This window comes from Tundrisphaera macrotermitis (assembly GCF_051175315.1).
Classification (GTDB): Bacteria; Planctomycetota; Planctomycetia; order Isosphaerales; family Isosphaeraceae; genus Tundrisphaera.
In genome coordinates, this window is the sequence record NZ_CP195101.1 from 34,316 (window position 1) to 60,870 (window position 26,555).

Genomic DNA, 26,555 nt, shown 5'->3' on the forward strand with positions numbered 1-26,555 from the left:
GTTCTCAACGGGCGCCGCCGCCTCGTAGGTTGAAACCATCGGCCTCCCCATCGTCGGCGGAGGCACGCGTCCCGCTCCTGTGCAGGGCATCCATCGATCGAACGGGGGCGGATGGGCATGGTGGGATTGAAGCCCGGGAAAGCCGGCTCGGCCGGGCGTTTCAACGGGATGCACCCGATCCGCTGGGTGCCCCCGGGGGCCGGCTCGCTCCTCGACGTGGGCTGCAACGTCGGCGTCTTCCTCAGCCTCTGCGACGCGACCCATCCCGGGATGGAACTCGCGGGCGTGGAGGTGAACCCCGAGGCCCTGGATGCCGCGCGACGACGCCTGCCCGACGCCGACCTCCGCCTCGCGTCGGCCCACGACCTGCCTTTCGAAGACCGGGCTTTCGACTGCCTCACCTGCATCGAGGTGCTCGAACACATCCCGGCCGAACTGAGGCCCCGGTCCCTGGCCGAGATGCATCGGGTGCTGCGCCCGGGCGGCCGGCTGGTGCTCCGCGTCCCCCATGCCGGGGCCTTCGCCTTCCTCGATTCCAACAACCTGCGGTTCCGGTTCCCCCGCCTCTATCGCGGGCTGATCGGCCGGGGCCTGCGGGACCGGGGGTACGAAAACTCCGGATCGGCCGTGGTCTGGCACCACCACTTCACGAACCGCGAACTCCTGGGGGTGGCCGGGGACGGCTGGGAACTCGAATCGTCGCGCCGGGGCGGCTTGCTGATCTTCCCGCTGATCGACCTGGCCCGCTGGCCGTTCTATCGCGCCGGCCTGGGCGACCACGCGATGAGCCGGCTCCTGGAGCGGGTGGCCGACCTCGACATCGGGTTCGATTACGGCCGGACGTCGTTCGACGTGCTGATGATCCTCCGTCGCGTCTGATGTCCCGCACGGCTTTCGCCCGGCGATCTTCCGAAGGAGTGACCGGCTTGGATGAGCCCCGCCGAGCATCGGATGGCACGCCCACCGCCGGCCGATGGCACCTGATCACGGGCGAGTATCCCCCGGCCCCGGGCGGGGTGGCCGACTACACCGCGGCCGTGGCCGCCGCGATGGCCGACCGCGGGGCGGAGGTCCACGTCTGGACCCCCGGTGACGCGGACGGGCTGGCCGAGGGGGAGGGCGGGGTCGCGATCCACCGCCTCGCCGGCCGATTCGGCCCGGCGGGGCTGGCCCGGCTGGACCGGGAACTCGGCCGGTTCGCGGGCCCTCGGAGGCTGCTCATCCAGTACACCCCGCATGCCTTCGGGCTCAGGGCGATGAACCTGCCGTTCGCCGCCTGGGCGGCGTGGCGGGCCCGGCGGGGCGACGATGTCCGGGTCATGTTCCACGAGGTCGCATTCCCGTGGGTCCGCCGGCCGCTCCGGCACAACCTCCTGGCGGCGGTCCACCGGCTCATGGCCTCGGTGCTGGCCGGGTCCTGCACGCGGGCCCACGTCTCGACGCAGGGCTGGGAACCGCTCCTGCGGCGGCTCTGCGGGAAGGGCCTGGACATCTCCTGGACGCCGGTCCCCTCGAACGTCCCCGGCGAGGCGTCGCCCGCCGCCGTGGCGGCACGACGGGCCATGCTGACCGTCGGAGACCCGGCCGCCCGGGTCATCGGCCACTTCGGCACCTATCCCCCGTCGCTCGCCCGGGACCTGGCCCCGGCCCTCCGCGACCTGCTCGGCCGCCGGCCTGAGATCCGCGTGCTCCTGCTCGGGTCGGCGGGGGAGCGGTGGCGGGCGGAATTCCTGGGCGGGCAGATGGAGTGGTCCGCCCGCGTGACCGCCCCCGGGCCGCTGCCGGCCGCCGCCATCTCGGAGTCGCTCCGAGCCTGCGACCTCGCGCTCCAACCGTTCCCCGACGGGGCGAGCGGGCGGAGGACCAGCCTGATGGCCGCCCTGGCCAACGGCGTCCCGGCGGTCACCAACCTCGGCTTCCTGTCCGAATCCCTGTGGGGGGAAGGGGGGGTGGCCGCCGCGCCGGATGGCGACCCCGCCCGGCTGTCCCGGCTGGTCCTCGACCTGCTCGACCATCCCCAGCGCCTCGGGGAACTCGGCCGCGCAGGCCGCCGGCTCTACGAGGAGCGGTTTGCCGTCCGCCACACCGTCGCCTTGCAGATGGGGCCGGCATGAACGAACCCAATCGCCGACTCCGGATCGCCTTCGTGATCCACGACTATAACCGCCACCTGGGACAGGGCCGCTACGTCGCGGAGCTGGCCTCCCGGTTCCGGGCCGACCATGACGTCCACGTCTTCGCCAATCGGTTCGAGGAGCCCGACGCTGCCGGGATCACCTACCATCACGTCCCGGCCTGGCGGCCCAACGCCCTGGCCACCATCCTGTCGTTCGCGATCCCGGCCACCGCGATGGCCCGAGGCCCCTTCGACATCGTCCACGCCCAGGGGCTCTGCGGCCTGCGTCATGACGTGGCCACCGCCCACTTCTGCCGGGCGGGGTGGGACGAGGCCCTGGCCCGGCTCCGGGGGCGGCCGACCTGGCGCCAGGCGTTGGCGAAGCTCCTGGTGACCCCCCTGGAGCGGTTCGCCCTGGCGGCGCGGTCCACGCGACGGGTGATCGCTGTCTCCGGGCGGATCCGCGACGAGTTGGAGCGGTATTACGGGAGGCGGGACGGGGTCCGGGTTATCTACCACGGCGTCGACCTGGACGCCTTCCATCCCCGCAACCGTGAACGATTCCGGGGCGTAATTCGTGCGGATCTGGGCGTCCGCGAGGGCGAATGCCTCGCCCTGTACGCCGGGGATCTCCAGAAGGGGGCGGCGGCGGCGATCCGCGCCACGGCAAGGGTGCCCGGGGTTCGATTGGTGCTGGTCTCCGGCTCGGACCCTGCAGCCGACCGCGCCGTCGCCCGGGCCGAAGGGGTCGCCGATCGCGTCGTGTTCCGCCCCTACTCGCGCCAGGTCGAGCGCTACTTCGCCGCCGCCGACGTGTTCCTGTTCCCCACCCTCTACGATGCGTATGGGATGGTCATCAGCGAGGCGATGGCGGCCGGCCTGCCGGTCGTGACGAGCCGGGCGGCCGGGGCCTCCGAATTGATCGAGCACGGCCGGGACGGCTGGCTGACCGCCGACCCGTGGGATCGGGATCAGGTCGCCGAGGGGCTGCAGGCCCTGGCCCGCGACTCGGACCTCCGGGCCCGGATGGGCGAGGCGGCCCGATCGACCATCGAGCGTTACACCTGGGATCGGGCGGCCTCGGAGACCCTGTCCGTCTACCGGGAGATCTCGCGGGAGGCGCGGCGGTGAGCGATCCCCGCCCCGTGGTCGCGTTCCTGGTGCCCGGCGGGCCCGCCTCGGCGATGGCCGAGCGTGCCGGGGCGTTCGCGGACCGGCTGTCCGGCGAGATCGACCCGCGCCTGGTCTTCGCGGAGGGCCGGCGGGCGTCGGCCGCGCTGGCGATGCTCCGCCGCCTGGAGGGCCTGCGCCCTCGCCTGTGCTACGTCCTCGACATCGCCGCGGCGGGGGTGGCGGCGGCGGGGATGTACCGGGCGGCGACCGGCACCCCGATGGTCGTCGACACCGGGGATGCCGTCGTCGAGCTGGGCCGGGCGCTCGGACGGGGCCCGGTCGGGATGCTCGCCACCCGCGGGCTGGAGGCCTTCGCATTGAGGGCGGCCGCCCGGGTCGTCGTGCGGGGCCGCCATCATCGGGACCTGCTCGCCCGCGCCGGCATCCCGGCCGAATTCGTCCCCGACGGCGTCGCCGTCGACCAGTTCGCGCCGGGCCCCGATGCCGGCCCCCGTCCGGCCGGGCGGCCCCTCACGATCGGCCTGGTGGGCTCGTGCGTCTGGAGCCCGGTCCGGCGCAACTGCTATGGGTGGGATCTGATCGAGCTGGTCCGCATCCTGCGAGACCGGCTCCCCGACCTCCCGGTCCGGGGGATCCTGATCGGGGACGGGTCCGGGGTCGACGTCCTGAAGCGTCGGTGCGAGGAGTACGGGCTCGGAGGCCGGATCCAGTTTGCCGGGCGGGTGCCGTATGAGGAGTTGCCGGCCTGCCTCCGTCGAATCGACATTTGCCTCTCGACGCAGACCAACGACGCGATCGGCATGGTCCGGACCACCGGGAAATTGCCGCTCTACCTGGCGGCCGGCCGGTTCGTCCTGGCCAGCCGGGTCGGCGAGGCGGCCCGCGTCCTCCCGCCCGAGATGCTGGTCGAGTACCGGGGCAGTTCCGATCCGGATTACCCGGGCCGGCTGGCGGAGCGGGTGATCCGGCTCGCGGAATGCGGGGCCCCCTTCGACCACCGCCCGGAGTGCGTCGCGCTGGCCCGGGAGCACTTCGACTACGACCGGCTCGCCGGCCGGGTGGCGGGCGTGATCCAAGGGACGCTCGCCCGTCGCCGGGGGAGGCCGACATGACGCCCCGCCTGGCCATCCTGACCGACTTCCCGGAAGAAGGCTGGCCGAGCATGGACCTCTGCGGCGACATGCTCCTGGATCACCTGCCAAGGCAGGGGCCCCTGGCCACGGAGCCCGCCCGGCTTTGCCCGAAGTTCCGGCCCGTCGCCGCCCGCGTGCCGATCCTCGGCCGGCGTGGCGCCGCGTTCAACGCCGACCGGCTGTTCAACCGGTTCGTGGCCTATCCCCGGCATCTCCTCCGGTCGGCCCACTGCTTTGACCTCTTCCACGTCGCCGATCACACCTACGCCCAGCTCGTCCACGGCCTGCCGGCCGGGCGGGCGGGGGTCTATTGCCACGACCTCGACGCCTTCCGATGCCTGATCGACGGGTCTGCGGATCCCCGGCCGCGATGGTTCCGCGCCCTCGCCCGCCGCATCCTGGACGGCATGCGGAAGGCGGCGGTCGTGTTCCACAACACCGACGAGGTCGGCGGGCAGATCCGGCGATACGGGCTGGTCGATCCCGACCGCCTGGTCCACGCACCTCTGGGCGTGGCGCCCGAGTTCGCCGCCGACGGGGCGCGTACTCCGGAGCGGCCCCGGTGGCTCGCCGATCTCGGGGGCCGACCGCTGCTGCTCCACGTCGGGAGCTGCATCCCGAGGAAGCGGATCGACGTGCTGCTGGACGTGGTCGCGGCGATCCGCCGGCGGCACCCCGACGCGAGGCTGGTCAAGGTCGGTGGCACCTGGACCTCCGATCAAAGGGCGAGGATGGCGCGGCTCGCGCTGGACGGCGAGATCATCCATGTTCATGGGCTGACCCGGGCGGAGTTGGCCGCGGTGTACCGCCGCGTCCAGGTCGTCCTGGTCCCCAGCGAGGCGGAGGGGTTCGGGCTCCCGGTGATCGAGGCCCTGGCGTGCGGGGCGGCGGTCGCGGCCAGCGACTTGCCGGCCCTGCGGGAAGCGGGCGGCCCGGCCGCGGGGTACGCCCCGGTCGGGGATGTCGCCGCGTGGGCCGGCCTGATCTCCGGGTGGCTCGAAGACCCGGCCGCCCCCCCGTCGAGGGCCGCCCGCCTGGCCTGGGCGTCGCGGTTTACCTGGAAGGCCCACGCGGAGGCCGTCGCCCGGGCCTACCGCCGGATCCTCTGATCCCGGCCCGGTCATCCCATCGGCGCGGTCAGCGGGCCCCCCGCGACAGTGCGTCCGTCGCCAGTTCGAGCGCCCGGCGGGCGTCCCGATCGGCCGGATCCAGGTTCACCCCGAGTAGGGCCTGCTCGTGGGCCTCGTCGAACTGGCCCGCATCGAGGAGCCATCCGACGAACTCCGCCCGCCACGCCCCCTGGCCGGGTTCCAGGGCCAGCGCCTCCCGCATCCGCGCCCGGGCCTCCCCCGCGTCCCCAAGGCGGGCCAGGATCTGGGCCTCGCATCCGGCTCGTTCGGCCTCGGGCAGCCCGGGGTCGCTCGGCAGCCGGGCGAGGGCCCATCGGAGGAACTGATCGCGGTCCGGCCGGCCCTCGGTGGAGCCATAGAGGCGGTCTGCGAACCGGAGGGCCTGGCGGCCGTCGGGCAGGACCCAGTCCATGATCTGGCGGGGCGAGAGGGCCGCCCCGGCCTGGTCGGCGACGGTCGCCCAGCGATCGTCCCGGGCCCGGAGCATCATCCGCCATCCGAGGGCGGCCGTTCGGGGATCGCCGGCCTGGCTCGCGGCCGTCGCGGCCAGCTGGATCGTCGGGAAGTCGGTCGCACACAGTTCCAGGGCGCGCCGGGCGTGGTCCGTCGCCGTGCCTCCGCCTGAGATCAGGTAATCGAGCGAGGCCAGCTCGGCGTGGGGCAGCCCCCAGGCCGGGCAGCATCGCCGGGCCTCCAGGAAGCTGCGGGCGGCCGGCACGAGGTAGCGGCGGACGGGACCGTAGTCCGGCACCTCGCCGGCCTCGTCGGGCGACATCGCGTGGACCGCCCCGTGGAGCCAGAGGGGGTCGGCCATCATCGACGCCCGCCGGGGGTCGCCCACCTGCTCGCCGACGAGCCCCGCCGCCTCGGCCCGATACCGGCTCAGGAGCAGGAGTCCGAGACGGGCGTGCCCCTCGGCCCAGTCCGGGCGATGGGCCAGGGCCTCGGCCAGGCAGCCCTGGGCCCGCTCCAGCATCGGCATGGGCGCATTCCAGAGGGTCGCGGTCGGCACGTCGGTCCCGGCCGGGGGGATCCCGCAGCCCGCCAGCGCCGCCTCGGACCGGGCCATCGCGACGCCGTGGCACGCCGCGAGGAGGCCCAGGGCGACCGGGGCCGACGCCAGGGCGACGCGACCCGGCCAGGGCCCCGCCACCTCGGGCACCTCCCCCCGCACGTCGAGCCCCGACCGGGCCAGGTGGGCGGCGAGGATCGCGGCGGCGACCGCGATCGCCGGGATGTGCGTCGGGAAATCGACCAGGCCGTGCGTGGCCAACGCCACCATCCCGAACAGGGCGCCCAGGATCGCCCCCTTGCGACGCGGGTCGGGGGCCGCCCGCGCGGCGACGAGGCCCAGCCTCATTACCGAGCCCGCCAGCAAGACGACCAGCAGGAGGCCGATGATCCCCGACTCGACGAGGACTTCCAGGTATTCATTCTCGGCATGCATGAACGCGACCGGCCGGTCGTGGACGAAGGACCGGGCCGCGGACCAGGCGAAGGTACCCAGGCCGGCCCCCAGGATCGGGCCGGACGACCAGGCTCGCCAGGCCCCCTCCCAGCATTCCGCCCGAGCTTCATAGGCGCCGGGTTCGGTCAGCGATGCGATCCGCCGGAATGGGTCGGAGGCCCCCGCGTCCCAGAGGAAGGCGGCGACCAATGCCAGGGTCGCCGCCATCCCGCCCACGGCGCGGGCCATCCGGGGCCTCGCCATCGCCAGCAGGGACGCGGTCGCGACCGCCATCGCCGCGAATCCGCCCCGCGAGAGCGAGCCGAGGACGCCGACCGCGATCAGCCCGGCGGCGTAGGCCGCGGCAAGCCGCCGCCCCCGGTCCTCCGGCCGGTCGCGGCCCGCTCCCGGGGCGAGCAAGGCGGCCAGGGGGAACCCGAGGCCGAGGTTCAGGTAGGCCGCCAGATGGTTCCGGTTGACGAACGGACCGCCCCGCGCCGTCTCCGCCAGCGGGGCCAGGGTCCAGAACATCCGGCCGTTCCAGGAGAGCATCTGGACCGCGGCGAAGAGGGCCATCAGGGCGGCGTTGGCCGCGAGGGCCGCCCCGAGCCGGCGGAGCGCCCCCGGCCCGAGGCCGGCCCCCAGGACCGTTTGGAACAGGACCCAGCCGGCCACCAGCCGCGTGGCCGCGTCGACCGTCAGCTCCGGGTTCCGGCTGATCGCCGGCCCGTGGGGGGCGATCGGGGGCCCGGGGTCGCCGAGGACCCGCCCCGGCTCATCCCGGCCGGGCGCGGCCATCAGGCGGCCGGGCCACCCCCAGGTCTGGGCGAATGCGAGCGCAATCAGGGCGATCAGGGCCAGGCTCGGGAGGCACGCGAGGGCCCGGCGACGATCGATGTTCCATCCGGAGGCGGCGCCGAGCAAAGACGACAGAGCGATGCCCAGGTACAACCCGAGCTCGGCCCGGGCCGCGACCGCCCCATATGCCCAGGCCGGCAGGCAGGCCAGGGCCACCAGGATCCATTCGTTGATCAGGCGGCATCGCCTTGGCATCGGGCGGGCGATCTCCGAGTTCGGGGCGGGACGCGGGGCGGGACGCCCGGGGGCAGTCTAGATCACGCCGGCCCGAATTGTCGGATCGCCTCCCTTCGTATCCTAGAGTGGATGGAGGAAGGCGTCGACGGCGACGCCGGATCGGCGCCCGATCGATCGCGCTCTTGCGGCGATCATCCCCGGGCGATGCCGGAGCGGAAGGCCCCATCTATGCAGCCTCAACTTCCGCCGGCCGAGGCGGCCGGCTACCTGGCCGGCGACATCCACGCGGTGCTCGGCATCCTCAGGCGGGGCTGGCGATACGTGGCCGTCTCGGCGGCGGTCTGCCTGACGCTGGGGATCATCTACGCCGCCCGGGGCAAGGTGACCTATCAGGCCTCGGCCCGGGTCCTCGTGCTCCAGCACGGCGGGCGGGTCCTCCCCGGCGGCGGGGATCCCCACCAGGCCGCGAAGGGGTTCGAGGATTCCCTGTCCACCCACACGATGATCATCCGGAGCCCGATCATCGTCCAGCGTGCGCTCGACGCGTCGGGGCTGGGCGGCCTGCCGGCCGAGTCGGTCGTCGATCGCCTGACGGTCACCGTGCCCATGGCAACGGCCCGAGTGCTCCAGGTCGGGTACGCGGCGGCCACGCACGACGAGGCGCAAAAGGTCATCGCGGGCGTCATTTCGAGCTATGAAGGGTTCCTCCGGGATAACTACCAGAAGAATTCCAGCGAGACCATCAAGCTCTTCGTGAAGGCCCGCGACGAGCTGAACAACGACCTCATCAAGATGGAGCGGGAGTATCTCGAACACCGCAAGGAGAACCCGACCTATCTCGTCGACGGCAACGGGCGATCCTTCATCTCCCGGCGGCTCGACCAGTGGGACCAGGAGTCCAACCGGGCGATGGTCCGGGCGTTGCAGCTCCAGTCGCAGCTGGAGCTGGGCCGCAGCCTGATCGGCCGGGGCACCGACCCGGCGATCGTCGCCTCCGCCCTGGATCGGATCGGCGCGGGCGGCGATGGGGGGGCGACGCCGGCTGGGGCCGACGGGGCGGGCGCCTCGGGCCATCCCGACGATCGGTTCGAGGCCCAGCTCTACGAGGTCGGCTTCCAAAGGCTCGCGGCCGCGCGGCTGGTCGACCACCTCCGGTCGGAGCGGGACAACGCGGCGGCGGCCTCCCCCCCCGATCCGGGCGACGTCGCCGCCCTGTTCGAGTCCGACCCGGAGACGATCCGGCTCCGATCGGCCATCCAGGAGGCGACCGCCAAGGCGGACGATGCCCGCCGGATCGCCCGGAACGCGAGCGACCCGGCGGGGGCCGGAGCCCGGGCCCGCGTCCGGGCGTTCGAGGCCAAGCTGGAGGCCCACTGGCTGAGGAGCCGGCCCAGGATCGAGGCCGAGCTGTCGCGGCCCGACATGGACGGGGCCATCCGCGAGGCCGAGGCCGACCTCCGGAGGCTGACGGCCCGGGAGGCGGCCTTGAAGGAGACCCTGGCCCAGGTCAAGGCGGACCGGCTGCGGAAGGGCCTCGCCGAGCGGGATCAACTGGCCGGCCTGCACGGGGCGCAGGATGCCCGCGTCCTGGAGCTCGACCGGCGGATCGCCCGGCTCCGCGACGACCCCGCCGACGGGACGGACCTCGAATCGACGCGGGGCGCCGCCCTGATCGGCTCCCTGGAGCAGAGCCTCGCCGCGGTCGGCGTCATCCGCGATCGGATCCGGCAGCAATTCCAGGCCGACGTGGCCGAATCCAGGAAGGCCGAGAGCGGGATGCTCGCCGAGGCCAACCTCCGCAACAACCTGGAGCGGCAACGGGCCCTGTTCAACTCCGTGGTCGACCAGCTCAAGCACGCGCAGATCGCCAGCGATTTCGGCAGCGTCACCGCGCAGATCATCAATCCCCCCAGCGTCCGGGAGATCCGGCCCCGGGGCGGGTCGATCGTTCTGGCCGGACTCCTGCTGGGGACCGCCCTGGGTGCCGGGCTGGCCTTCCTGGTCGACAAGCTGGATTCGCGGTTCCGCACCCTCTCGGAGATCCGATGCGCGCTGGATCTCAACGTGCTCGGCATGATCCCGGAGCTGGCCGGAGGCCAGCGCGAGGGTCCCGACGCGATGGGGCTGATCTGCCACGCCCAACCCCGGTCCTTCGTCTCCGAATCCTTCAAGTCGATCCGGACCAACTTCGAGAGCCTCCGGCGCAACCTGGACGCGAAGGTGATCGTGGTCACCAGCCCCAGCTCCTCGGAGGGGAAGAGCACCACGGCCAGCAACCTGGCCATCAGCCTGGCCCACGCCGGGCGATCGGTCCTGCTGATCGACGCCGACATGAGGCGCCCGACCCAGCACCTGATCCACGGGGTTCCCAAGGATCGCGGCCTGCCCGAAGTGCTCCGGAGGGCCACGCCGCTGAGCCGGGCCGTCGCCGCGACGGCGGTCGAGAACCTCGACCTGCTCCCCGCCGGCTCCTCGGTCTCCAACCCGTCCGAACTCCTGGCGTCGCGGCACCTCGAACGGATCATCGAGGAGATGAGGCGGGGATACGACGTGGTGATCCTCGACTCCCCGCCGCTGCTCGCCGTCGCCGACCCCGCCATCATCGCCTCGGTGGTCGACGGGATCGTCCTGGTCGTCCGGGCGACGTCCACCTGCCGGCCCGACATCGAGCGGGCCGTCGAGATCCTCGGGTCCCTGGAGGCCCCCGTGCTCGGGGCCGTGATCAACGGGATCACCCCGGACCTCATGAGGTCCCGCCACGGATACGGCTACGGTTATGGCTACGGATACGGCACCTACGGCGAGGCCGATCCGGCCGGCAGGGAGGTCGAGATGGCGGGCGCCCCTCGGGCGGAGATCACCGATGGAACCGACCCCGAGGAATCGCGTCCGGCCCGCTGGCCCGGGGCCCGCCGGGGCCGGGCATGAGGGCCGCCCCGGCCGGGGATGGCACGCCCGACGCCCCCGGATCTTCGCAGCCCCACCCATGAAAATCACCTTCTTGAGCCCCGTCGGATGCGTCGGCGGGGCCGAACAGGTCCTCCTCGCCTCGATCCGGGCCGCCCGCGATCTCATCCCCGGGGCCGATCTCTCCGCGGTCCTCCTGGCCGACGGGCCCCTCGGCGCCGAGGCCGAGCGGCTCGGGGCGTCCGTGATCCGGGTCCCGCTCCCCGATCGCCTGGCGCGGCTGGGCGACGCCCAACGCCCCGGATGGGGCCGCGTCCTCGGGGCCGTCCCGGGGGCGGTCGGTTTCGTCGCGGGGCTGCGAGCCGCCCTGGGCCGACTCGCCCCGGACCTGATCGTCTCCAACGGCATGAAGGCCCACGCCCTCGCGGCGCCGGCGCGGCCCCGGGGGGTGCCGGTCCTGTGGCATCTCCACGACTTCCCCTCGCGACGGCCGACGACGGCGCGGCTCCTCCGCCGCCTGGGCGCCGGAGTGGCCGGGGGCATCGCCGTCTCGGACGCCCTGAAGCGGGATGCGGATGCGGCCTTCCCCGGCCTGGCGATCTCGGTGGTGCATAACGCCGTGGACACGGACCACTTCGCGCCGGCCGACCGCGACGGGTCCGGCCTCGACCGCCTCGCCGGCCTCGCCCCGGCCGAACCCGACACGGTCCGCGTCGGGATGGTGGCCACCTACGCGATCTGGAAGGGGCAAGAGGTGTTCCTCGACGCCCTGGCGCGGCTCCCGGCCTCCGGGCCCCCGGTGCGGGGCTACATCGTCGGCGGGCCGATCTACTCCACCGCCGGCTCCCAATTCACCCGCGAGCATCTGGAGCGCCGGGCGGAGGCGAACGCCCTGGCCGGGCGGGTCGGCTTCATCCCGTTCCTGTCCGATCCGGCGGACCTCTACCGGATGCTCGACGTGGCGGTCCACGCCAGCACCCGGCCCGAGCCGTTCGGGCTGGCCATCGCCGAGGCGATGTCGTGCGGGAAGCCGGTGGTCGTCGCGGAGGCGGGGGGGGCCGCGGAACTATTCACCCCAGGCCACGACGGCCTCGGGCACACGCCCGGGGACGCCGAGGGGCTCGCCTCGGCGATCGCCGCGCTGGCCGGGGATCCGGGGTTGAGGCGCCGGCTCGGGGCGAATGCCCGGCGGACGGCGATCGAGCGGTTCTCCCCGGATCGTTTCGCCGGGGAGATCGCGGCGGTTTACGCCTCCTGCCTCCGTCGGCCCGCCCGCCGGGGCCTCGGGCGGGCGTGAGGGGCCGTCGGGCGGCACGGCCCCCGCATCAATCCCGCCTTGAGGATCAGGCGAGGGCTTCCTTGCAGTACCGGACGCACTTGGCCACCTCGGCCACGGCGGTCGAGCCGGCCGGGATCTTGTATTCGAGCTCGATGTCGGCGGGGAACGTCCACTTCTCCTGCTTCATCAGCTGCAAGACCTCCTTGATCGGCGTCTGGCCGGTGCCCCATGCCACGTTGCCGCCCTTGGCGGTGCGATCCTTGAGGTGCAGGCTGACGATCCGGTCGTGGTACTTCTCCAGGACCGGGATCGGTGACTTCCCCTTGGACCCGGCGAAGTAGTGGCCGATGTCGAAGTTGAAGCCGATCATCGGGCTGATCTCCAGGATCGGATCGGGCCGGTCGAGGACCGGGAGGTTCTCGGTGTGGTTGTGGAAGCCGACCCAGACCTTGTGCTTCTCGGCGAACGGGGCGAGCCGCTTGGCCTGCGCCTCGTTGCGTTCCAGGGTGATGGCCGAGGCGCCCAGCGCCTTGGCGATCCGGAAATTGAAGTCGATCGCCTCGTCGGTCGGCCCGAACGGGATCTTGTGGATGTGGATGTTGACGCCCGCGTCGTTGTACATCTTGCGCAGGTCGGCGCACTTGGCGAGGATCGCCTCGCGCTGGGCGTCGTCGAGCTTCGGCGTCTTCGGGCCGACGCCCGACAGCCCGGTGAAGGCCTGGATCGGCCCCTCCTTCAGCTCGACCTCGCTGAGCCCGTCCTCGATCAGGGCCTTGAGCGTGTCCTCGGCCGTGAAGATCTCGCCCCGGTAGCTGTAGGTGTTGATGCCGATCCGCACCCCGTTGAAGACGGAGTTGGGCCGGCCCGCCCCTTCGCCTCGGGCGTATCGGGGCAGGGCTCCGCAGGCGGCCAGGGAGGCCGCCACGCCGAGGAAGGTGCGACGGGTGCGAGGATAGGCGGTCTCGATCGGAGAGTCCATGACGGCCCCTGGGTGAACGGATCTCGTTGTCATATCCCGGTCCGCCCAATCTATCCCACGCGCCGGCCGGCGGGAAGGAATCAGCGTCCCGGCCGGCCCGGGATCGGTGGGCGCCGGGATGACGATCGGGGGCGTCGAGCGGATATTTCGAAGGCGAGCCGGGCGTGCGGCATGGATCCTGAAAGATCCTCGGCCGAACGAGGCCCGGCGGACCGTCCGCCACCCACACAACGCCTGCGGAGGCCCGATCGTGCCACAGCCAGGAGACGGATCGGATCCGGACCCCGTCGCGACCCCGGCCGACGCGGCCCCGCCGAAGGATGGCCCCGTCCGGGCCGATCCGGATCGGGGCCTCATCATCGTGGATCTCGCCGGCCGGGAGAGGCCCTACCTGGTCACCAGGGCGGAGGCCCTGCTGGTGCTCGTGCTGGCCGAGGCCGCGCCGGGGTGGATCTCCGGCGCGGAGATGAGGCGGCGCGAGCCGAGGATCTACAACCCGGCCGTGGTCCTCCAGAGGCTGAAAAGCAAGGGACTCGCCGGGTTCAGGATCGAGACCGATGCCGGCAAGCGGATGCGCCTGATCGTCGACTGACGGCCGCGGCCCGGGGCGATCATTCCCGGAGCCGCCTCACCTCGTACGCCTTCAGCGCGGTGTAGGCGATCCGCAGGAGGCCGGCCGGGTCCTCCGAAGGCTCGGCCCGCCGCAGCAGGTCGCCCAGGATGTGATCGGCCTCGGTCGGGGCCCCCCGCTCGACGTCCAGCAGCATCGAGGCCGTCAGGGGCGAGCCTTCCTTCGTGAGCACGCCGCGGACCCACGCCAGATATTCCTCGCGGGGCGGGCGGCCCGATGCGGCGGCGATCGTTCGGCACTCCTCCAGGAGCGACCCGATCAGGCCGACCCCGCCGGCCGCCATCACGTCGCCGATCGACGCCCTCATCAAGCAGGTGATCCCCGCGAAGGTCGCGAGGAAGGCCCACTTTTCCCACATGTCCTGGAGGATGTCCTCGCTCATCCGGGCGGTGAACCTGGCGCCTTGCATCGCGGCCGAGAGGGCCTCCGCCTTCGGCCGCTGGGCCGCCTCACGCGCCCCGAACGTCAGTTCGTGGACGTCGCTGCGGTGGACCACCCGGCCGTCGTCGCCGAGCTGCGAGGAGATGAAACACGTCCCGCCCAGGACCCTTTCGGCGCCGAATCGTTGGTCGAGCACGTCGAGATGTCGCATCCCGTTGAGCAGCGGCACGACCAGGGTTTCCGGCCCGACCGCCGGGGCGAAGGAGTCGATCGCCCCTTCCAGGTCGTAGGCCTTGCAGCTCAGGAGCACGGCGTCGAACCCGGGCCGGAGGCCCGAGGCCAGGATCGTCGGCGGCGCGGGCAGGTCGACGTCGCCCTGGCTGCTGCGGATCGACAACCCGGATCGGGCCAGGATCTCGGCCCGGCGGGGGCGGACCAGGAAGGTGACGTCGCGCCCCGCCTCCAGCAGGCGCCCGCCGAAATACCCGCCGGTCGCCCCGGCCCCCACGACGAGAATTCTCATGGCCGTCCCCAACCCCGCCCCATCGAGCCCCGATCCCGCACTCCGGATTCCACCCCGATCCTATCCGCTCGGCCCCCCGGGATGCGACCGGGTCGCCGACCCGGCGCCGCGAGTCCCGCCGATCGGGGCCTGGCGGGGCCCGGGGAATCTGGTACGATGTCCGGCCGACAGGTGTCGGAAGGGCGGCCCGGGGGTCGGGACTTCGATGAGACGGGATGACGGGGTCGGCGACGCGGTGGCGATCCGGGCGGTCGACCTGCGGAAGTCCTACGGCTCGAAGGCCGCGCCGGTGGAGGCGCTGCGCGGGGTCTCGCTCGACGTGGCGGAGGGGGAGCGGGTCGCGCTGCTGGGCAAGTCGGGCTCGGGCAAGTCGACCCTGCTGAACCTGATGGGCGGCCTGGACCGTGCCAGCTCGGGCGGCCTGCGGGTCGGCGGGCACGACCTCGATCGGCTCTCGGGACGCGGGCTGGCGCGATACCGGGCGTCGACGGTCGGGATCATCTTCCAGTCGTTCAACCTGATCGCGTCGCGGACGGCGGCCGAGAACGTCGAGCTGCCGATGATCTTCGCCGGGCGCCCGCCCCGGGAACGTCGGGCCGCCGCCCGGCAGGCCCTGGAGGCCGTCGGGCTCGGCGACCGGCTGGGCCATCGGCCGAGCCAGATGAGCGGCGGCGAGAGCCAGAGGGTCGCCGTCGCCCGGGCGCTGGTCAACCGGCCCAGGGTCATCCTGGCCGACGAGCCCACGGGCAACCTCGACAGCCAGACCGCCCGGCGGGTCATGGGCCTGATCCTGGACCATGTCCGCGCGTCCGACGCCACGCTCGTCCTGGTCACCCACGACGAGGAACTGGCCGCCACCTGCACCGACCGCGTCGTCCGCCTGATCGACGGCCGGATCGCGGACGGGGCCCGATGACCGAGAACGGACGGAGACTTCCCTCGTGCGCTGGATCGACCTGATCGGCCTGCCCCTGGCCTCGCTCGGGCAGCAAAAGCTGCGGTCCTGCCTGACGACCCTGGGCGTCGTCTTCGGCGCGTTCGTGCTCGCCGCGAGCCTGTCGATCGGGGAAGGGGTCCAGCAGACGATCGACCGCGAGTCGAGCAAGGGGGACATCGCGCGGAAGGTGACGGTCTCCCCCGGCTGGCGGCCGGCCGAGCCCAGGGAGCCGGGCGAGGTGAAGGTCGACGGGCGGATGGCCCCGGAACGCCGCGAGCGGATCCGCAAAGTCCTCGAACAACGGGCCCGGCAGGGCGGGTCCGGCCGGGAACAGGTCAGCCTGACCCCGGAACGGCTGGAAGAACTGTCGCGCATCCCGCACGTCCGCCAGATGGTCCCGATCGTGGGGGGCGGGGTCGTCGCGATCCTGGGCAACCGGCCCGAGGAGGCGAGCGTCTCGTCCGGCGCGGGCGAGGACCCCGAGTTCCGCAAGCGGGTGGTCGTCGGCCGGGCGTTCGAATCGGACGGCGAGCGGTCGGTCCTGCTCTCCGAGATGTTCGCCCACCGGATCGGCCTGGTCGATGACGCGGACCTGGAGCAGGTCATCGGCAGGCCGCTCCGGATCGAGCTGCGGGCCCGGGATGACGGGCCGAGCGTCAACGTCGTGCTGTCGGACCGGACGAAGGGCGGCGATCGGGACGCGCAGGCGGCGCTGCGGCAACTGTCCTGGCAGATCCCCGGGGCGCTCGACAAGTTCAGCCTGACCGCCGAGGAGGTCGCGACCCTCCGCGATGCGCTCCGGCCGGGGCCGGCGGGGGTCGAGCCGATCGTCGTCGCCGACGACTTCCGGATCGTCGGGATCTTCCGCGAGCCGACCGAGGACGAGGAGAAGGAGTCCTGGAGCCAGTTCCCGGCCAATACCGACCTCGTCCTGCCCCGTCGGACGGCGCTCGACCTGGCCTTCCGCGACCCGTCCCGGCGCGACCAGGGGATCCCCCAGGCGGTCCTCTTCGTCGACGCCATGAGCGACGTCAAGGAGGTCGTGGATCGGGTCAAGGCGCTCGACCTGGGGGGCCGGTCGGCGGTCGACTTCATCGAACGCCAGCGCCTGACCTACCTGCTGATCTTCGGCGGGATGACGTGCGTGGCCGGGGTCGCCCTGCTGGTCTCGTCGCTGGGGATCGCCAACACGATGCTCATGAGCGTCCTCCAACGCCGCCGCGAGATCGGCATCATGAAGGCCGTAGGCGCCACGAACCGGCAGCTCCAGGCCCTTTTTATCTTCGAGGGGGCCCTGATCGGCACGATCGGCGGGACGCTGGGGCTGCTGATGGCCTGGGGGGCATCGCACCCGGGGGATGCGTGGGTCCGCTCGATGGTCCTCCGGGACATGAAGATCGACCTGAAGGGGTCGATCTTCGCCTTCCCGGGCTGGATCGCCGCGACGGTCGTGCTCGGGACCGTCGCCGTGACCACCGTCGCGGCGTTCTACCCGGCCCGGCACGCCGCGAAGGTCGACCCGGTCACGGCGCTCCGGCACGACTGAGCGACCCGGTTTCGGGCAGGCGGATCAGGCTGTTGTGGAAGAACCCGGCCTGCTCGGGGTTGCCCGGGTCGTGGCGGTAGTCCTTGCCGTCGATGAGGAACTTGTACTCGTGCGGGCCGGGGTCGAGTGTGACCGTCGCCGCGTAGTTCCCCCGGGCGTCGGGGCCGGCCATCGGGACCGGCTTGTTCTTCCAGTCGGTGAAGGTGCCGACCAGGGCGACCGATCGGGCCGGGCCGGCGGGCCGGTGGCGGAAGGTGACCTCGTACTTCCCGTTCGCGAGCCGCTTCGAGGTCGGCGTGCCGAGCGCCAGGTCCTGGTCGGCCAGGGCAAAGTTGAGGTAGCCGATGTGCATCTCGTCCTTGGTCTGCTCGCCGAAGGTGACGGCCCGCTTCGGGTCCGGGTTGTTGGGGTTCTCGGCCGAGTTGTCGAACCGGGCCTCGGTGTGGAGGATCGTCCCCTCGGGCATCGGCTTCGGGACGCGGAGGACGTAGAGGTTCTGCCAGTCGAACTCGTAGCGGGGGACGTCGAGAATGACCTCGCGGCGGCCGTCGGGATACTCGGCCACGAACCGCATCGACTTGCCCCGCAGGTGCATGTGCGGCATGAGCGAGAGGAGCAGCGACGGCTGCGAGAACCGGAAGTCGGCCTTCGAGATGTAGTTGCCCTCGCCGGGGGGGATCTGGAAGCGGAAGTTGAGCGCCATGCCCGACTTCAACTCTTTGCGGACCGAGGCGGGATCGGCGAAGAGGAGGCCGATCCGGCTCCGGTCGACCTGCTTCGTCCCCCGGGGCGTGTAGTGGAGCTGGAGCATGAACTTCGAGCCGGCCGGGATGCGCTTGGCCAGGCCGTCGGGCATGACCCGGCCGGGCATGCCGGGGGCGTAGGCGGCGAGGAAGTCCCCGCCCTCCTCGTCGATCTTCTCGACCCCGGGCGGCAGGACGTAGACGACCGCGTGGTGGACCACCGCCGGGTTGCCCGGCCGGACCTGCGAAGCCCGGATCCAGGCGTCTTGCGTCAGCTTCGGGTCGATCTCGACCATCTCATAAGGCATCGACCCCTCGGCCGGGATCTCGATCTCCCGGGGCATCTCCAGGACGAGGTCGGGCTGGGGGATCTGCCAGCCCTCGACGAACTGGCGGGGCGGGGGGAGGTCGGCCGGGTCCCCCTCGGGCGATCCGGCCTCCACCCAGTCGCGGATCGCCTGCTTTTCGGCGTCCGAGAGCCGGGCGTCGTTGCTGAACGTGCCGTGATCGGGCGAGGCGTGCCAGGGCGGCATCCGCCCGTCGTCGACGACCTCGGCGATCATGCTCGACCAGCCGGCGGCCTGGCCGTAGTCGGTCAGCGAGAACGGGCCGATCTCGCCGGGCCGGTGGCAGGAGACGCAGTGCGCCTGGAGGATCCGCGAGACCTCCCTGGTGTAGGTGACCTTGGCGTCCCCGGACGGCTTCGGGGCCCGGCCGATCTTGCAGCCGGCGGCCTCGGTCCTCGGCGTGGCGATCGGCCGCCCGGCGAGGGCCGCTTCGAGGGCTTCGACCAGGTCGCGTCGGCCCGGCGCGGGACGATGGACCCCGATGGCGTACTGGTCGTCGACCCGGCCCCGATAGACGACGGACCGCGACCCGTCCAGGACGAGCACCTCGGGCGTCCGCTCGACGCCGAGGCGATCGGCCAGCTCGTTGCCCACATCCTTGAGGATCGGGAACGGCAGGGAGTGCTTGTCGGCGAACCGGCCGATGGCGACCGGCCCGTCCTGCGAGTTGGGATCGACTCCCAAGAAGCCGACGCCCTTGCCCTCGAAGTCGCGGGCGATCTCGGCCAGCCTCGGGGCATAGACCTCGACCAGCGGGCACTCGGTCCCGACGAAGGCCAAGACGACGACCTTCCGGTCGCGGGCCTCGTCGAGCGTGTGCCAGGCCCCCCGATGGTCCTGGAGCCGGAAGGCGACCGCCGACCCCGACGGATCCGCGGGCCCCGCCAGCCCGACCAGCCCCGCCACCACGATCCATGCGCCAACGCCCATCGTCCGGCCCCCCAGGCATCCGATCCCGTCCCGAAACGTTGGGCCGATCGTATCACAGATGTCCGAGGTGTTCCAGCGTCCGTGACCCGGGCGTCAGGACAGGAGGAGTTCCAGGTCCTCGCGGCCGAGGTCGCGGATGAGGCTGTTGTCGGCGGTGATGATGGCGTCGGCCAGCGCGCGTTTGTCGGCCTGGAGTTGCAGGACCTTCTCCTCGACCGTGCCCTTCGCGATGAGCCGGTAGGCGAAGACCTTGCGCGTCTGGCCGATGCGGTGGGCCCGGTCGATCGCCTGGGCCTCGACGGCGGGGTTCCACCAGGGGTCGAGCAGGAACACGTAGTCGGCCGCCGTCAGGTTCAGGCCGACGCCCCCGGCCTTCAGGCTGATCAGGAAGACCTTGCAATCCGGGTCCTCCTGGAACTGCTGCACCCGCGCCTGGCGGTCCCTGGTGCGGCCATCCAGGTAGATGTAAGGGATCCCCTCCGCGTCGAGCCGCTGCTTCACGATCGCCAGCAGGCTGGTGAACTGGGAGAACACCAGGCTCTTGTGCCCGCCGTCGACGACCTCGCTGAGTTGCGGAAGGAGCGCGTCGAGCTTGGCGCTCGGATCGCCCGAGCGTTTGGCCTTGTCGATCAGCCCGGGGTGGCAGGCCGCCTGCCGGAGCCGGAGGAGGGCTTCGAGGATCTGGATCTTCGACTTCTGGATGCCCTGCTGCTCCACGCGGCCGAGCAGCGCGTGGCGGTAGTGCTCGCGCAGCTCGTCGTAGAGCTTGCGCTGGGCGGGCTCCATGTCGCAGTAGATCGTCTGCTCGTTCTTCTCGGGCAGGTCCTGGGCGACCTGCTCCTTGGTGCGCCGGAGCAGGAACGGCCGGAGGGCCCTGGCCAGCAGCGATCGGGTCTCCTCGCCGGGCTTGCGGAGGCCGCCGTCGGCCTTGCCGAGTTCCGCGGCCTTGCCGAGCATGCCCGGGTTCAGGAACTCCATCAGGCTCCAGAGCTCGCCCAGATGGTTCTCCACCGGCGTCCCGCTCATGGCGAGCCGGTGATTGGCGCGGATCAGCCGGGCCGCCTTGGCCGACTGGCTCCCGGCGTTCTTGATCGCCTGGGCCTCGTCCAGGATCGCATAATCGAACTCCTGGTCCTTGAGGTCGACGATGTCCCTCCGGAGGGTGCCGTAGGTGGTCAGGACGACGTCGTAGCCGTCGAAACTCTCCCCGGGCTTGCCGCGGCCGATGCCGGTGTAATCCAGGACCCGGAGTTTCGGCGTGAAGCGGGCGGCCTCCTGCTTCCAGTTGAAGATGAGCGAGCGCGGCACCACCACCAGCGACGGCCCGGGCCTGTTCCGCTTCCGGGTGGCGGCCCGCGACGCGCGGCGGGATTCCAGCAGGGCGAGCACCTGGACGGTCTTGCCCAGGCCCATGTCGTCGGCCAGGCAGCCGCCGAAGCCGAACTCCCGGAGGAAGTGGAGCCAGCCCAGCCCCTCGCGCTGGTAGCCCCGGAGTTCGCCCTCGAACCCGGCCGGCGGGTCGGCCGGCGCGATGCCCTGGAACTGGCGCAGCCGCTCGCGGGCCCGCTCGAATCGCTTGTCGAACCGCACCTCGGGCTGCTCGGCCAGGAGCACGTCGAGCAGGCCGACCTGGGTGGGGCGGAACCGGAGGTGATCCCCCTCCTCGCTGCCCACCTGGCCCAGGAGCCCGTACTTTTTGAGCCAGTCCTCCGGCAGCAGGCCGAAGCTGCCGTCGCCCAGGGTCACCAGGCCGTCGCCCCTCTTCAAGGCCGCCAGCAGGGTCGGCAAGGGCACCGCCTCGCCGTCGAACTCGGCCCCGCCGTGGACCTCGAACCAGTCGATCCCCGACTTCACCTCGATCCGGAACTCGGCCGCCTGGCGGTACAGCTTCCCCTCGGCCTCGACGCGCCAGCCCTCCTGGATGAGCGTCCGCGCCACCTTCGGCAGGTGCCGCGCGAGCAGTTCCAAAGTCTCGCCCCGGTGGTAGTCGGACCGGCGATGGAAGCCGATCTCGTCGAGCCGGGCCGCGTAGGCCTGCTCGGCCTCCGGGTCGCGCGGCAGGAGCCGCCGCTTCTCGGGCTCGTAGACGCTCCGGGCCGGGCTGGTCGCGGGCAGGATGTGGCCGTCATAGTCGAGGCTGAGCTCGCCGACGAGCCAGTTGTCATCGGTGGCGCTCGACCAGCCCCGGGGCTCGCGCTTCTTGACCTTCAGGAAGGGAAGGGGGGCGATGGCGACCTCCTCGTACCGGAGGTCCTCGGGCAGGTCGAGCCGGGGCTGGTGAGGAAGGCGCAGCAGCTCCGCGATCAGCTCGTCCTTCTGCCGGGCGGGGACGGGCAACTCCCCCTGCCTCCGCAGCAACTCGATCCAGTCGAAGGCCTCGAAGTCGCGCAGCGGTGCGACCCGGTCCTCCCAGAACACCAGGCCGCCGCTCAGCAAGAGCCGGGGGGCATCCAGCGCCATGCTTTCGTCGCCGCGTCGCAGCTCGCCGGAGAGGCCGTATGCCTTGCCGGTCGCGGCCGGCGCGACCTTCAGCCAGAACTCCCAGGGGCCGGCGTCATCCCAGAGGAGCGGCCGCAATCCGTCGTTCGGGTCCGCCGTCCGCGCGAGGCAGCGGCCCGTGGGGCAGAGGACGGGGAGGATCGCCTCGCCCAGCGTCTGCGAGAGCTTGTAGCGGGACGGGGCGGTGTCGTAGGTGTTATTCGCATAGTATCCGTAGTAGCTGGTCACCTGCTCGCGCCCGCCGGCCAGCATCGCCATGGCCTGTCGGTCGGCAGGGTCCGCCAAGGCGGCGACCTCGGCGGTGCCGAAGCGCCGGCCCTTGGGCTTGCTCCACTCGCCGTCCCGCTTGCGGTTGCGGGTCGCCACCTCGAACACCAACGCGTCCCCCTCCAGCGAGGCGGGCAGGTCCACGACATAGACGATCTCGTGCCCCGGGGCCAGGCCCGCCGGGCCGGCCGCCTGCGTCTTCTCCATCGTCGACCGCAGCCGAGCCAGCGTCGCCTTCCAGGCCGGGGCCGCCTGCTTCGGCTTCGCGGCCGGGGGCGATTTCGGCTTGTCGATGCCGCCGCGCGTGCGGGACCTCGAAGCCGGGAGCGGGGGCTCCGACCACTCGTCTCCCATCGCTCCGGGGTGGTCTACCAGCACCAAGTCCCGAGGGGCCCCCCCGCCCGTACCTTTGAGGTATCCCTGGGCCTCCGCCGCGAGGAGGGTCGCCCAGATATGCTTGCAGGTCTCGTATCGATCCTCGAAGTAGGGGCACGAGCATCCGGCCTGGATCGAATCCCCTTCTCGAAAGAGTTCGACCCGATATGGCAGGCTGCCCCGAACGGTCGCGTCGACGCGCTTCGAGTTGCCGATATCGACTTTCACGCTCCGCGAAACGAAGTACTCGATGCCACGATCTCGGATCGTTTTCGGGACAAGGCGGATCAGGTTGACGATCAGCACCGTGGCATCCTCGCGGCCGTGACGGCTGGCTCAACTCTTGATTATCCCATCCGGGCGGCAAAGATCCACTTCGGCGGACCTTCCAATGTTCGGTGTCCGGTGCGTGGAAACGAGGAAAGACCTCGGCTCGGTGCGTCCGGCGGGTTGAGCGGGCCGGCCGCGAAAGGCGGTGCCCTCATCAGGCGAGGACCGGGAACCGCACGGGGCGTCCGTCGCGCTGGGAGCGATAAATCGCGTTGAACATCGCCACGACGGTGCGGCCGTCCTCCCCGGTCACGGCCGGCGCCCGGCCTTCCCGGGCCGCCCGGAGGAATTCGGCGATCTGGAGGGCGTGGTAGTGGGCGGTCGGGTCGACCCGGGCGAAGGTTTCCCGGTCCTGTAGGCGGAACGAGTCCAGCAGCGTTTCCTCGCCCGGGATGTTCCAGAGGTCGTTCAGGGGCGGCTCGGCAATCGTCGAGACGCCCGCGATGAACGACGCGCCCCGGTCGGTCTCGACGCCGACCGACGCCCCGTTCGACCCGTGGACGTGCACGTGGGTGAACAGCCCGGGCCGTTGCGACAGGCTCGCGACGATCGACCCGAGGCCTCCCGACCGGAAGCGGACGACGGCCACGGCGGTGTCCTCGACCTCGACGGTCGGGTGATTGACGTTGGCCCACGAGCCGCTGATTTCCTCGATCTCGCCCATGAACCAGGCGAGCAGGTCGAGCTGATGGGGGGCCTGGTTCACCAGCACGCCGCCCCCCTCGGTGTCCCAACGGCCCCGCCAGGGGTCGGAGGCGTAATAGTCCGCGTCACGCCAGTTGAACATCCCCACCACGCCGAGCGCGGGCCGGCCGACCTTGCCGGCCCGGATCGCCTCCTGGACCCGAACGACCGGCTCGAACCAGCGGCGCTGGCTGACCACCCCCAGGTTCGCCCCGGAGGCCCTCGCCGCCGCAAGCATCCGGTCGCAATCGGCGAGCGTCGCGGCCATCGGCTTCTCGACGAGGACGTGGACCCCGGCGCGCAACGCCAGCACCGCCGGGTCGGCGTGGAGCGGGTGGGGCGTGCAGACGCAGACGGCCTCGGGCTTTGCCTTCTCGATCATCTCGGCCACATCGGCGAATGCCGCCACGCCGAACTCCTCGGCGAATGCCCCCGCGCGATCGGGGAGCCCGTCGCAGGCCGCGACGAACTCCGATTCCGGCAGGCCCGCCAACGCGGCGGCGTGGATCCGCCCGACCTTGCCGCACCCGATCACGGCCGTCCTGAGCCGGGCCTTCGCCATCGCATCACCCCCCGAAGTACCTGGCCGACATCCGCCGCAAGAACGCCAGCGACTCGGCCATCTCGCCGAGCCCGTTCATGCCGTCCTCGATGCTGACCCAGCCGCGATAGCCGTGCTCGGCCAGGATCCGGAAGATCGCATCGAAGTCGTTCAGGCCCTGGCCGGTGACGCCGTGCTTCAGGCCCGGCGCGTAGCCGAGCGTCCCATCGGCCTGGCGCAGGTCGTCCAGGCTCGCCCCGTCGGCCAGGTAGCGGTCGCTGGCGTGCATGCTCACGACCCGGTCGGCGACGGCCCGCAGCAGGTCGATCGGGTCGTCCCCCGCGACGATCGCGTTGGACGGGTCGTACTGGACGCCGAAGTGGGCCCGGTCGGGGATCGCGGCGACGAGTTCCAGGAACACGTCCTGCTTCTGGGCGAACTCCGGGTAGGCCCAGAAGCCGTCCTTGTAGTGGTTCTCCAGCCCGAGCACCACGCCCTGCTCGCGGGCGACCGGCAGGACGGACTCGATGCACTCGACGGCCCACGCCAGCCCCTGCGATCGCGAGACTTCGGGATAGCGCTGGCCGGACAGCACGCGGCAGACGGTCCCCTCGCCGCCGAGCCTCCGCGCGACGCGGACCAGTTCGCACTCGCGGTCGACGGCCCGCTTGCGGGCATCGGCGTCGGGGTTGGTGAAGTCCGGCGAGCAGCAGAGCATCGGCATGGCGAAGCCCGCCGCGCGGATCGCGTCGCCGACGCGGTCGATGGTGGCATCATCGAGCGACGGGAAGAAGCCGTCGTACATCTCCAGGCCGTCGGCGTCGAGCCCCCGGGCCATCTCGATCCAGTCGAAGACGGTCATGCCGCCCGGGCCGGCGATCTCTTCGAGGAAGCACTTCGGGAAGGCGGAGATCTTCAGGGGCATGGCGTCGACTCCCCGGGGACGCGTGGATGTCGATGACCGCTCGCCCCGCCCCTCGCCGGGGGCTTGGCCCGGGCCATCGGGCCGGGGCGGACCCGACGGCGGTCGGGGCGGTCGAGGGGGACGGGTCAGGGGGCGAATCGCCGGAAGAACGACTCATCCTTCCAGCGTGGCCGGTCGTCGCGGTTGGCCACCCGTTCCAGGAGCTTCGCCATGAGCCGGTCGAACGCCTCGGCGGCGTCCCGGTTGACGGGTTGGGCCAAGTCGTCGGACGGGGCGTGGTAGCGGTCACGGAACCAGGCCTTGGAAGTCTCCTCCTCGGGCGAGCCGGGGGCGAACCCGATCTTGAACATCAGCGACGGGATCCCGCGCCGGACGAAGCTGTACTGGTCGCTGCGGATGAAGATGTTGCGGAGGGGCTCCGGGTCGGGCTCGACGGCGATCCCCATCGCGGCGGCGACCGCCGCGGCGTCGGCCCCGAGGTCCGACTCGTCGATCCCGTAGATCGTGAGCCGCTTCAGCGGGTAGAGCGGCAGGAACATGTCGGCGTTCAGGTCGGCCACGATCGAGCCCCGGGGCACGGTCGGGTGGCCGGCGAAGGACTTCGACCCGAGCAGCCCCTTCTCCTCGGCGGTGACGGCCAGGAACAGGGCCGAGCGGCGGAGCTTCGCCCCCGACTCTTTGAGCTTCGCGGCCACGTCGAGCAGCGAGGCGACCCCCGACGCGTTGTCCATCGCCCCGTTGTAGATGGCGTCGCCGTTGATCGGCTTGCCCACGCCGAGGTGGTCGAGGTGGGCGGAGAAGACGACGTATTCCCCGCTCAGGGCCGGGTCGGACCCGGGCAGGATGGCCGCGACGTTCTGCGAGGCGACGTCGGCCCGCGTCACGGCGATGGTCGCCTTGAGCCGCGCCGGGATCTCGAAGCGGGGCAGGGGACGGCCCGCGTCTGCCGCGTCCAGGAGGTCCCGGAAGGCGTGCCCGGAGCCGGCCAGCAGGAGGTCGGCATGGGCCGGGTTGAAGGCGAGGCTCGCGGAGAGGCCCCGGTTGTCGTCCAGCGACGGGTCGGCCAGGGCCATCGCGGGCAAGGTCCGGGCCAGGGCGATGCGTTCCCAGGGGAGGTCCATGTGCTTCGGGTTGGCGATCCCGATCGAGCCGACCGCCCCCGCCTTGCGGAGCGCCGCGGAGCGTTCCCCCTCCGACTGCGCGTGGGCCGCCAGCGGGCCCGGGATGCCCGGCGGGGCCCCGCGCAGGTAGACGACCAGCTTGCCGCGTGCGTCCAGCCCGGCGAAGTCGTCGTGGCCGGCATCGGGGATCGAGAGCCCATAGCCGGCGAAGATCAGGGGGGCCTCCAGCGACGTGGCGGGGTCGACCCTCAGCGAGATGATCGCATGCTCGCCCAGCGTCAGGGCTTGCTCCTCGCCGCCCCGGACCAGCGCGACGCGGGAATGGGGCTCGTCGATTGTCCGCGACCGGAGCGCCACGGGCTGGAGGAAGCCCTCGGTCCCGCCGGGGCGGAGCCCGAGCTTCGCGAACTCGGCGGCCACGTACTCGGCCGCCTTGCGGTGGCCGGCACTCCCGGTGTCGCGGCCTTCCAGCGCGTCGTCGGCCAGGAAGGCCACGTGCGACCACCATCGCCCGTCCGCGTCCGCCGCGGCGGCCCGCCCGGTCGCCATCGCCAGGACCGCCATGATTGCCCAACGGTTCATCGTCACCATGCCCCCGATCGGCCGGTCGGGGCC

At 72.1% G+C, this 26,555-nt stretch carries 18 protein-coding genes; 10 read left to right on the plus strand and 8 right to left on the minus strand.

Features of this window, described 5'->3' with window-relative positions:
• Nucleotides 1-117 precede the first annotated feature (117 nt).
• The 5 genes from TA3x_RS28615 to TA3x_RS28635 are packed head-to-tail and all read left to right on the plus strand — an operon-like array spanning nucleotide 118 to nucleotide 5,492.
• The gene (locus tag TA3x_RS28615) at nucleotides 118-879 is read left to right on the plus strand and encodes a class I SAM-dependent methyltransferase (RefSeq protein ID WP_435022605.1); all 762 of its coding nucleotides are present in this window, start codon (nucleotides 118-120) and stop codon (nucleotides 877-879) included.
• A gap of 47 nt (nucleotides 880-926) precedes the next feature.
• A complete protein-coding gene (locus TA3x_RS28620; protein ID WP_435022607.1) occupies nucleotides 927-2,114 on the plus strand; it encodes a glycosyltransferase family 4 protein in 1,188 nt (395 codons plus the stop codon).
• Nucleotides 2,111-3,247 (plus strand): glycosyltransferase family 4 protein, encoded by a 1,137-nt coding sequence (locus TA3x_RS28625; RefSeq protein WP_435022609.1) that lies wholly within the window; start codon nucleotides 2,111-2,113, stop codon nucleotides 3,245-3,247. Before TA3x_RS28620 ends, TA3x_RS28625 begins: the two co-directional genes overlap by 4 nt.
• The gene (locus TA3x_RS28630; protein ID WP_435022611.1) at nucleotides 3,244-4,362 is read left to right on the plus strand and encodes a glycosyltransferase; all 1,119 of its coding nucleotides are present in this window, start codon (nucleotides 3,244-3,246) and stop codon (nucleotides 4,360-4,362) included. The genes TA3x_RS28625 and TA3x_RS28630 overlap by 4 nt, the downstream gene beginning before the upstream one ends.
• A complete protein-coding gene (locus tag TA3x_RS28635; RefSeq protein WP_435022613.1) occupies nucleotides 4,359-5,492 on the plus strand; it encodes a glycosyltransferase in 1,134 nt (377 codons plus the stop codon). The genes TA3x_RS28630 and TA3x_RS28635 overlap by 4 nt, the downstream gene beginning before the upstream one ends.
• A gap of 28 nt (nucleotides 5,493-5,520) precedes the next feature.
• Here the strand turns inward: TA3x_RS28635 and TA3x_RS28640 are convergent, their stop codons facing one another.
• On the minus strand, nucleotides 5,521-8,013 hold the full coding sequence (locus TA3x_RS28640) for an O-antigen ligase family protein (protein ID WP_435022614.1): 2,493 nt from the start codon (nucleotides 8,011-8,013) through the stop codon (nucleotides 5,521-5,523).
• Between the two features lie 210 nt (nucleotides 8,014-8,223).
• Between TA3x_RS28640 and TA3x_RS28645 the strand changes: the two genes are divergently transcribed.
• Nucleotides 8,224-10,923, plus strand: coding sequence for a polysaccharide biosynthesis tyrosine autokinase (locus tag TA3x_RS28645; protein WP_435022516.1), 2,700 nt, complete (start codon nucleotides 8,224-8,226; stop codon nucleotides 10,921-10,923).
• Nucleotides 10,924-10,996: 73 nt separating this feature from the next.
• Nucleotides 10,997-12,199 (plus strand): glycosyltransferase family 4 protein, encoded by a 1,203-nt coding sequence (locus TA3x_RS28650; RefSeq protein ID WP_435022518.1) that lies wholly within the window; start codon nucleotides 10,997-10,999, stop codon nucleotides 12,197-12,199.
• Nucleotides 12,200-12,245: 46 nt separating this feature from the next.
• On the opposite strand, the gene TA3x_RS28655 is transcribed toward TA3x_RS28650, so the two are convergent.
• Nucleotides 12,246-13,160 carry a sugar phosphate isomerase/epimerase family protein gene (locus tag TA3x_RS28655; protein WP_435022519.1) on the minus strand — a complete coding sequence of 305 codons (915 nt, stop codon included), beginning with the start codon at nucleotides 13,158-13,160 and terminating at the stop codon, nucleotides 12,246-12,248.
• 250 nt (nucleotides 13,161-13,410) lie between these two features.
• Between TA3x_RS28655 and TA3x_RS28660 the strand changes: the two genes are divergently transcribed.
• Nucleotides 13,411-13,752, plus strand: coding sequence for a hypothetical protein (locus TA3x_RS28660; protein ID WP_435022521.1), 342 nt, complete (start codon nucleotides 13,411-13,413; stop codon nucleotides 13,750-13,752).
• Nucleotides 13,753-13,771: 19 nt separating this feature from the next.
• On the opposite strand, the gene panE is transcribed toward TA3x_RS28660, so the two are convergent.
• A complete protein-coding gene (gene panE / locus TA3x_RS28665) occupies nucleotides 13,772-14,695 on the minus strand; it encodes a 2-dehydropantoate 2-reductase (protein ID WP_435022523.1) in 924 nt (307 codons plus the stop codon).
• 205 nt (nucleotides 14,696-14,900) lie between these two features.
• Between panE and TA3x_RS28670 the strand changes: the two genes are divergently transcribed.
• Nucleotides 14,901-15,611, plus strand: a complete 711-nt coding sequence (locus tag TA3x_RS28670) for an ABC transporter ATP-binding protein (protein WP_435022525.1) — start codon at nucleotides 14,901-14,903, stop codon at nucleotides 15,609-15,611.
• A gap of 25 nt (nucleotides 15,612-15,636) precedes the next feature.
• Complete coding sequence (locus TA3x_RS28675) at nucleotides 15,637-17,178, plus strand: ABC transporter permease (RefSeq protein ID WP_435022527.1); 1,542 nt, start codon at nucleotides 15,637-15,639, stop codon at nucleotides 17,176-17,178.
• On the opposite strand, the gene TA3x_RS28680 is transcribed toward TA3x_RS28675, so the two are convergent.
• The 5 genes from TA3x_RS28680 to TA3x_RS28700 all read right to left on the minus strand — a co-directional run bounded on the left by TA3x_RS28680 (nucleotide 17,156) and on the right by TA3x_RS28700 (nucleotide 26,522).
• Entirely contained in the window at nucleotides 17,156-19,198 is a 2,043-nt protein-coding gene (locus TA3x_RS28680) for a redoxin domain-containing protein (RefSeq protein ID WP_435022529.1), read from the minus strand. The two genes, TA3x_RS28675 and TA3x_RS28680, sit on opposite strands and share 23 nt — an antisense overlap.
• 93 nt (nucleotides 19,199-19,291) lie before the next feature.
• Nucleotides 19,292-22,567, minus strand: coding sequence for an SNF2-related protein (locus TA3x_RS28685; protein WP_435022533.1), 3,276 nt, complete (start codon nucleotides 22,565-22,567; stop codon nucleotides 19,292-19,294).
• Between the two features lie 256 nt (nucleotides 22,568-22,823).
• Nucleotides 22,824-23,915, minus strand: a complete 1,092-nt coding sequence (locus tag TA3x_RS28690; protein ID WP_435022535.1) for a Gfo/Idh/MocA family protein — start codon at nucleotides 23,913-23,915, stop codon at nucleotides 22,824-22,826.
• 4 nt (nucleotides 23,916-23,919) lie between these two features.
• The gene (locus TA3x_RS28695; RefSeq protein ID WP_435022536.1) at nucleotides 23,920-24,819 is read right to left on the minus strand and encodes a sugar phosphate isomerase/epimerase family protein; all 900 of its coding nucleotides are present in this window, start codon (nucleotides 24,817-24,819) and stop codon (nucleotides 23,920-23,922) included.
• Between the two features lie 125 nt (nucleotides 24,820-24,944).
• Nucleotides 24,945-26,522, minus strand: a complete 1,578-nt coding sequence (locus TA3x_RS28700) for a M28 family metallopeptidase (protein WP_435022538.1) — start codon at nucleotides 26,520-26,522, stop codon at nucleotides 24,945-24,947.
• Nucleotides 26,523-26,555: the final 33 nt, after the last annotated feature.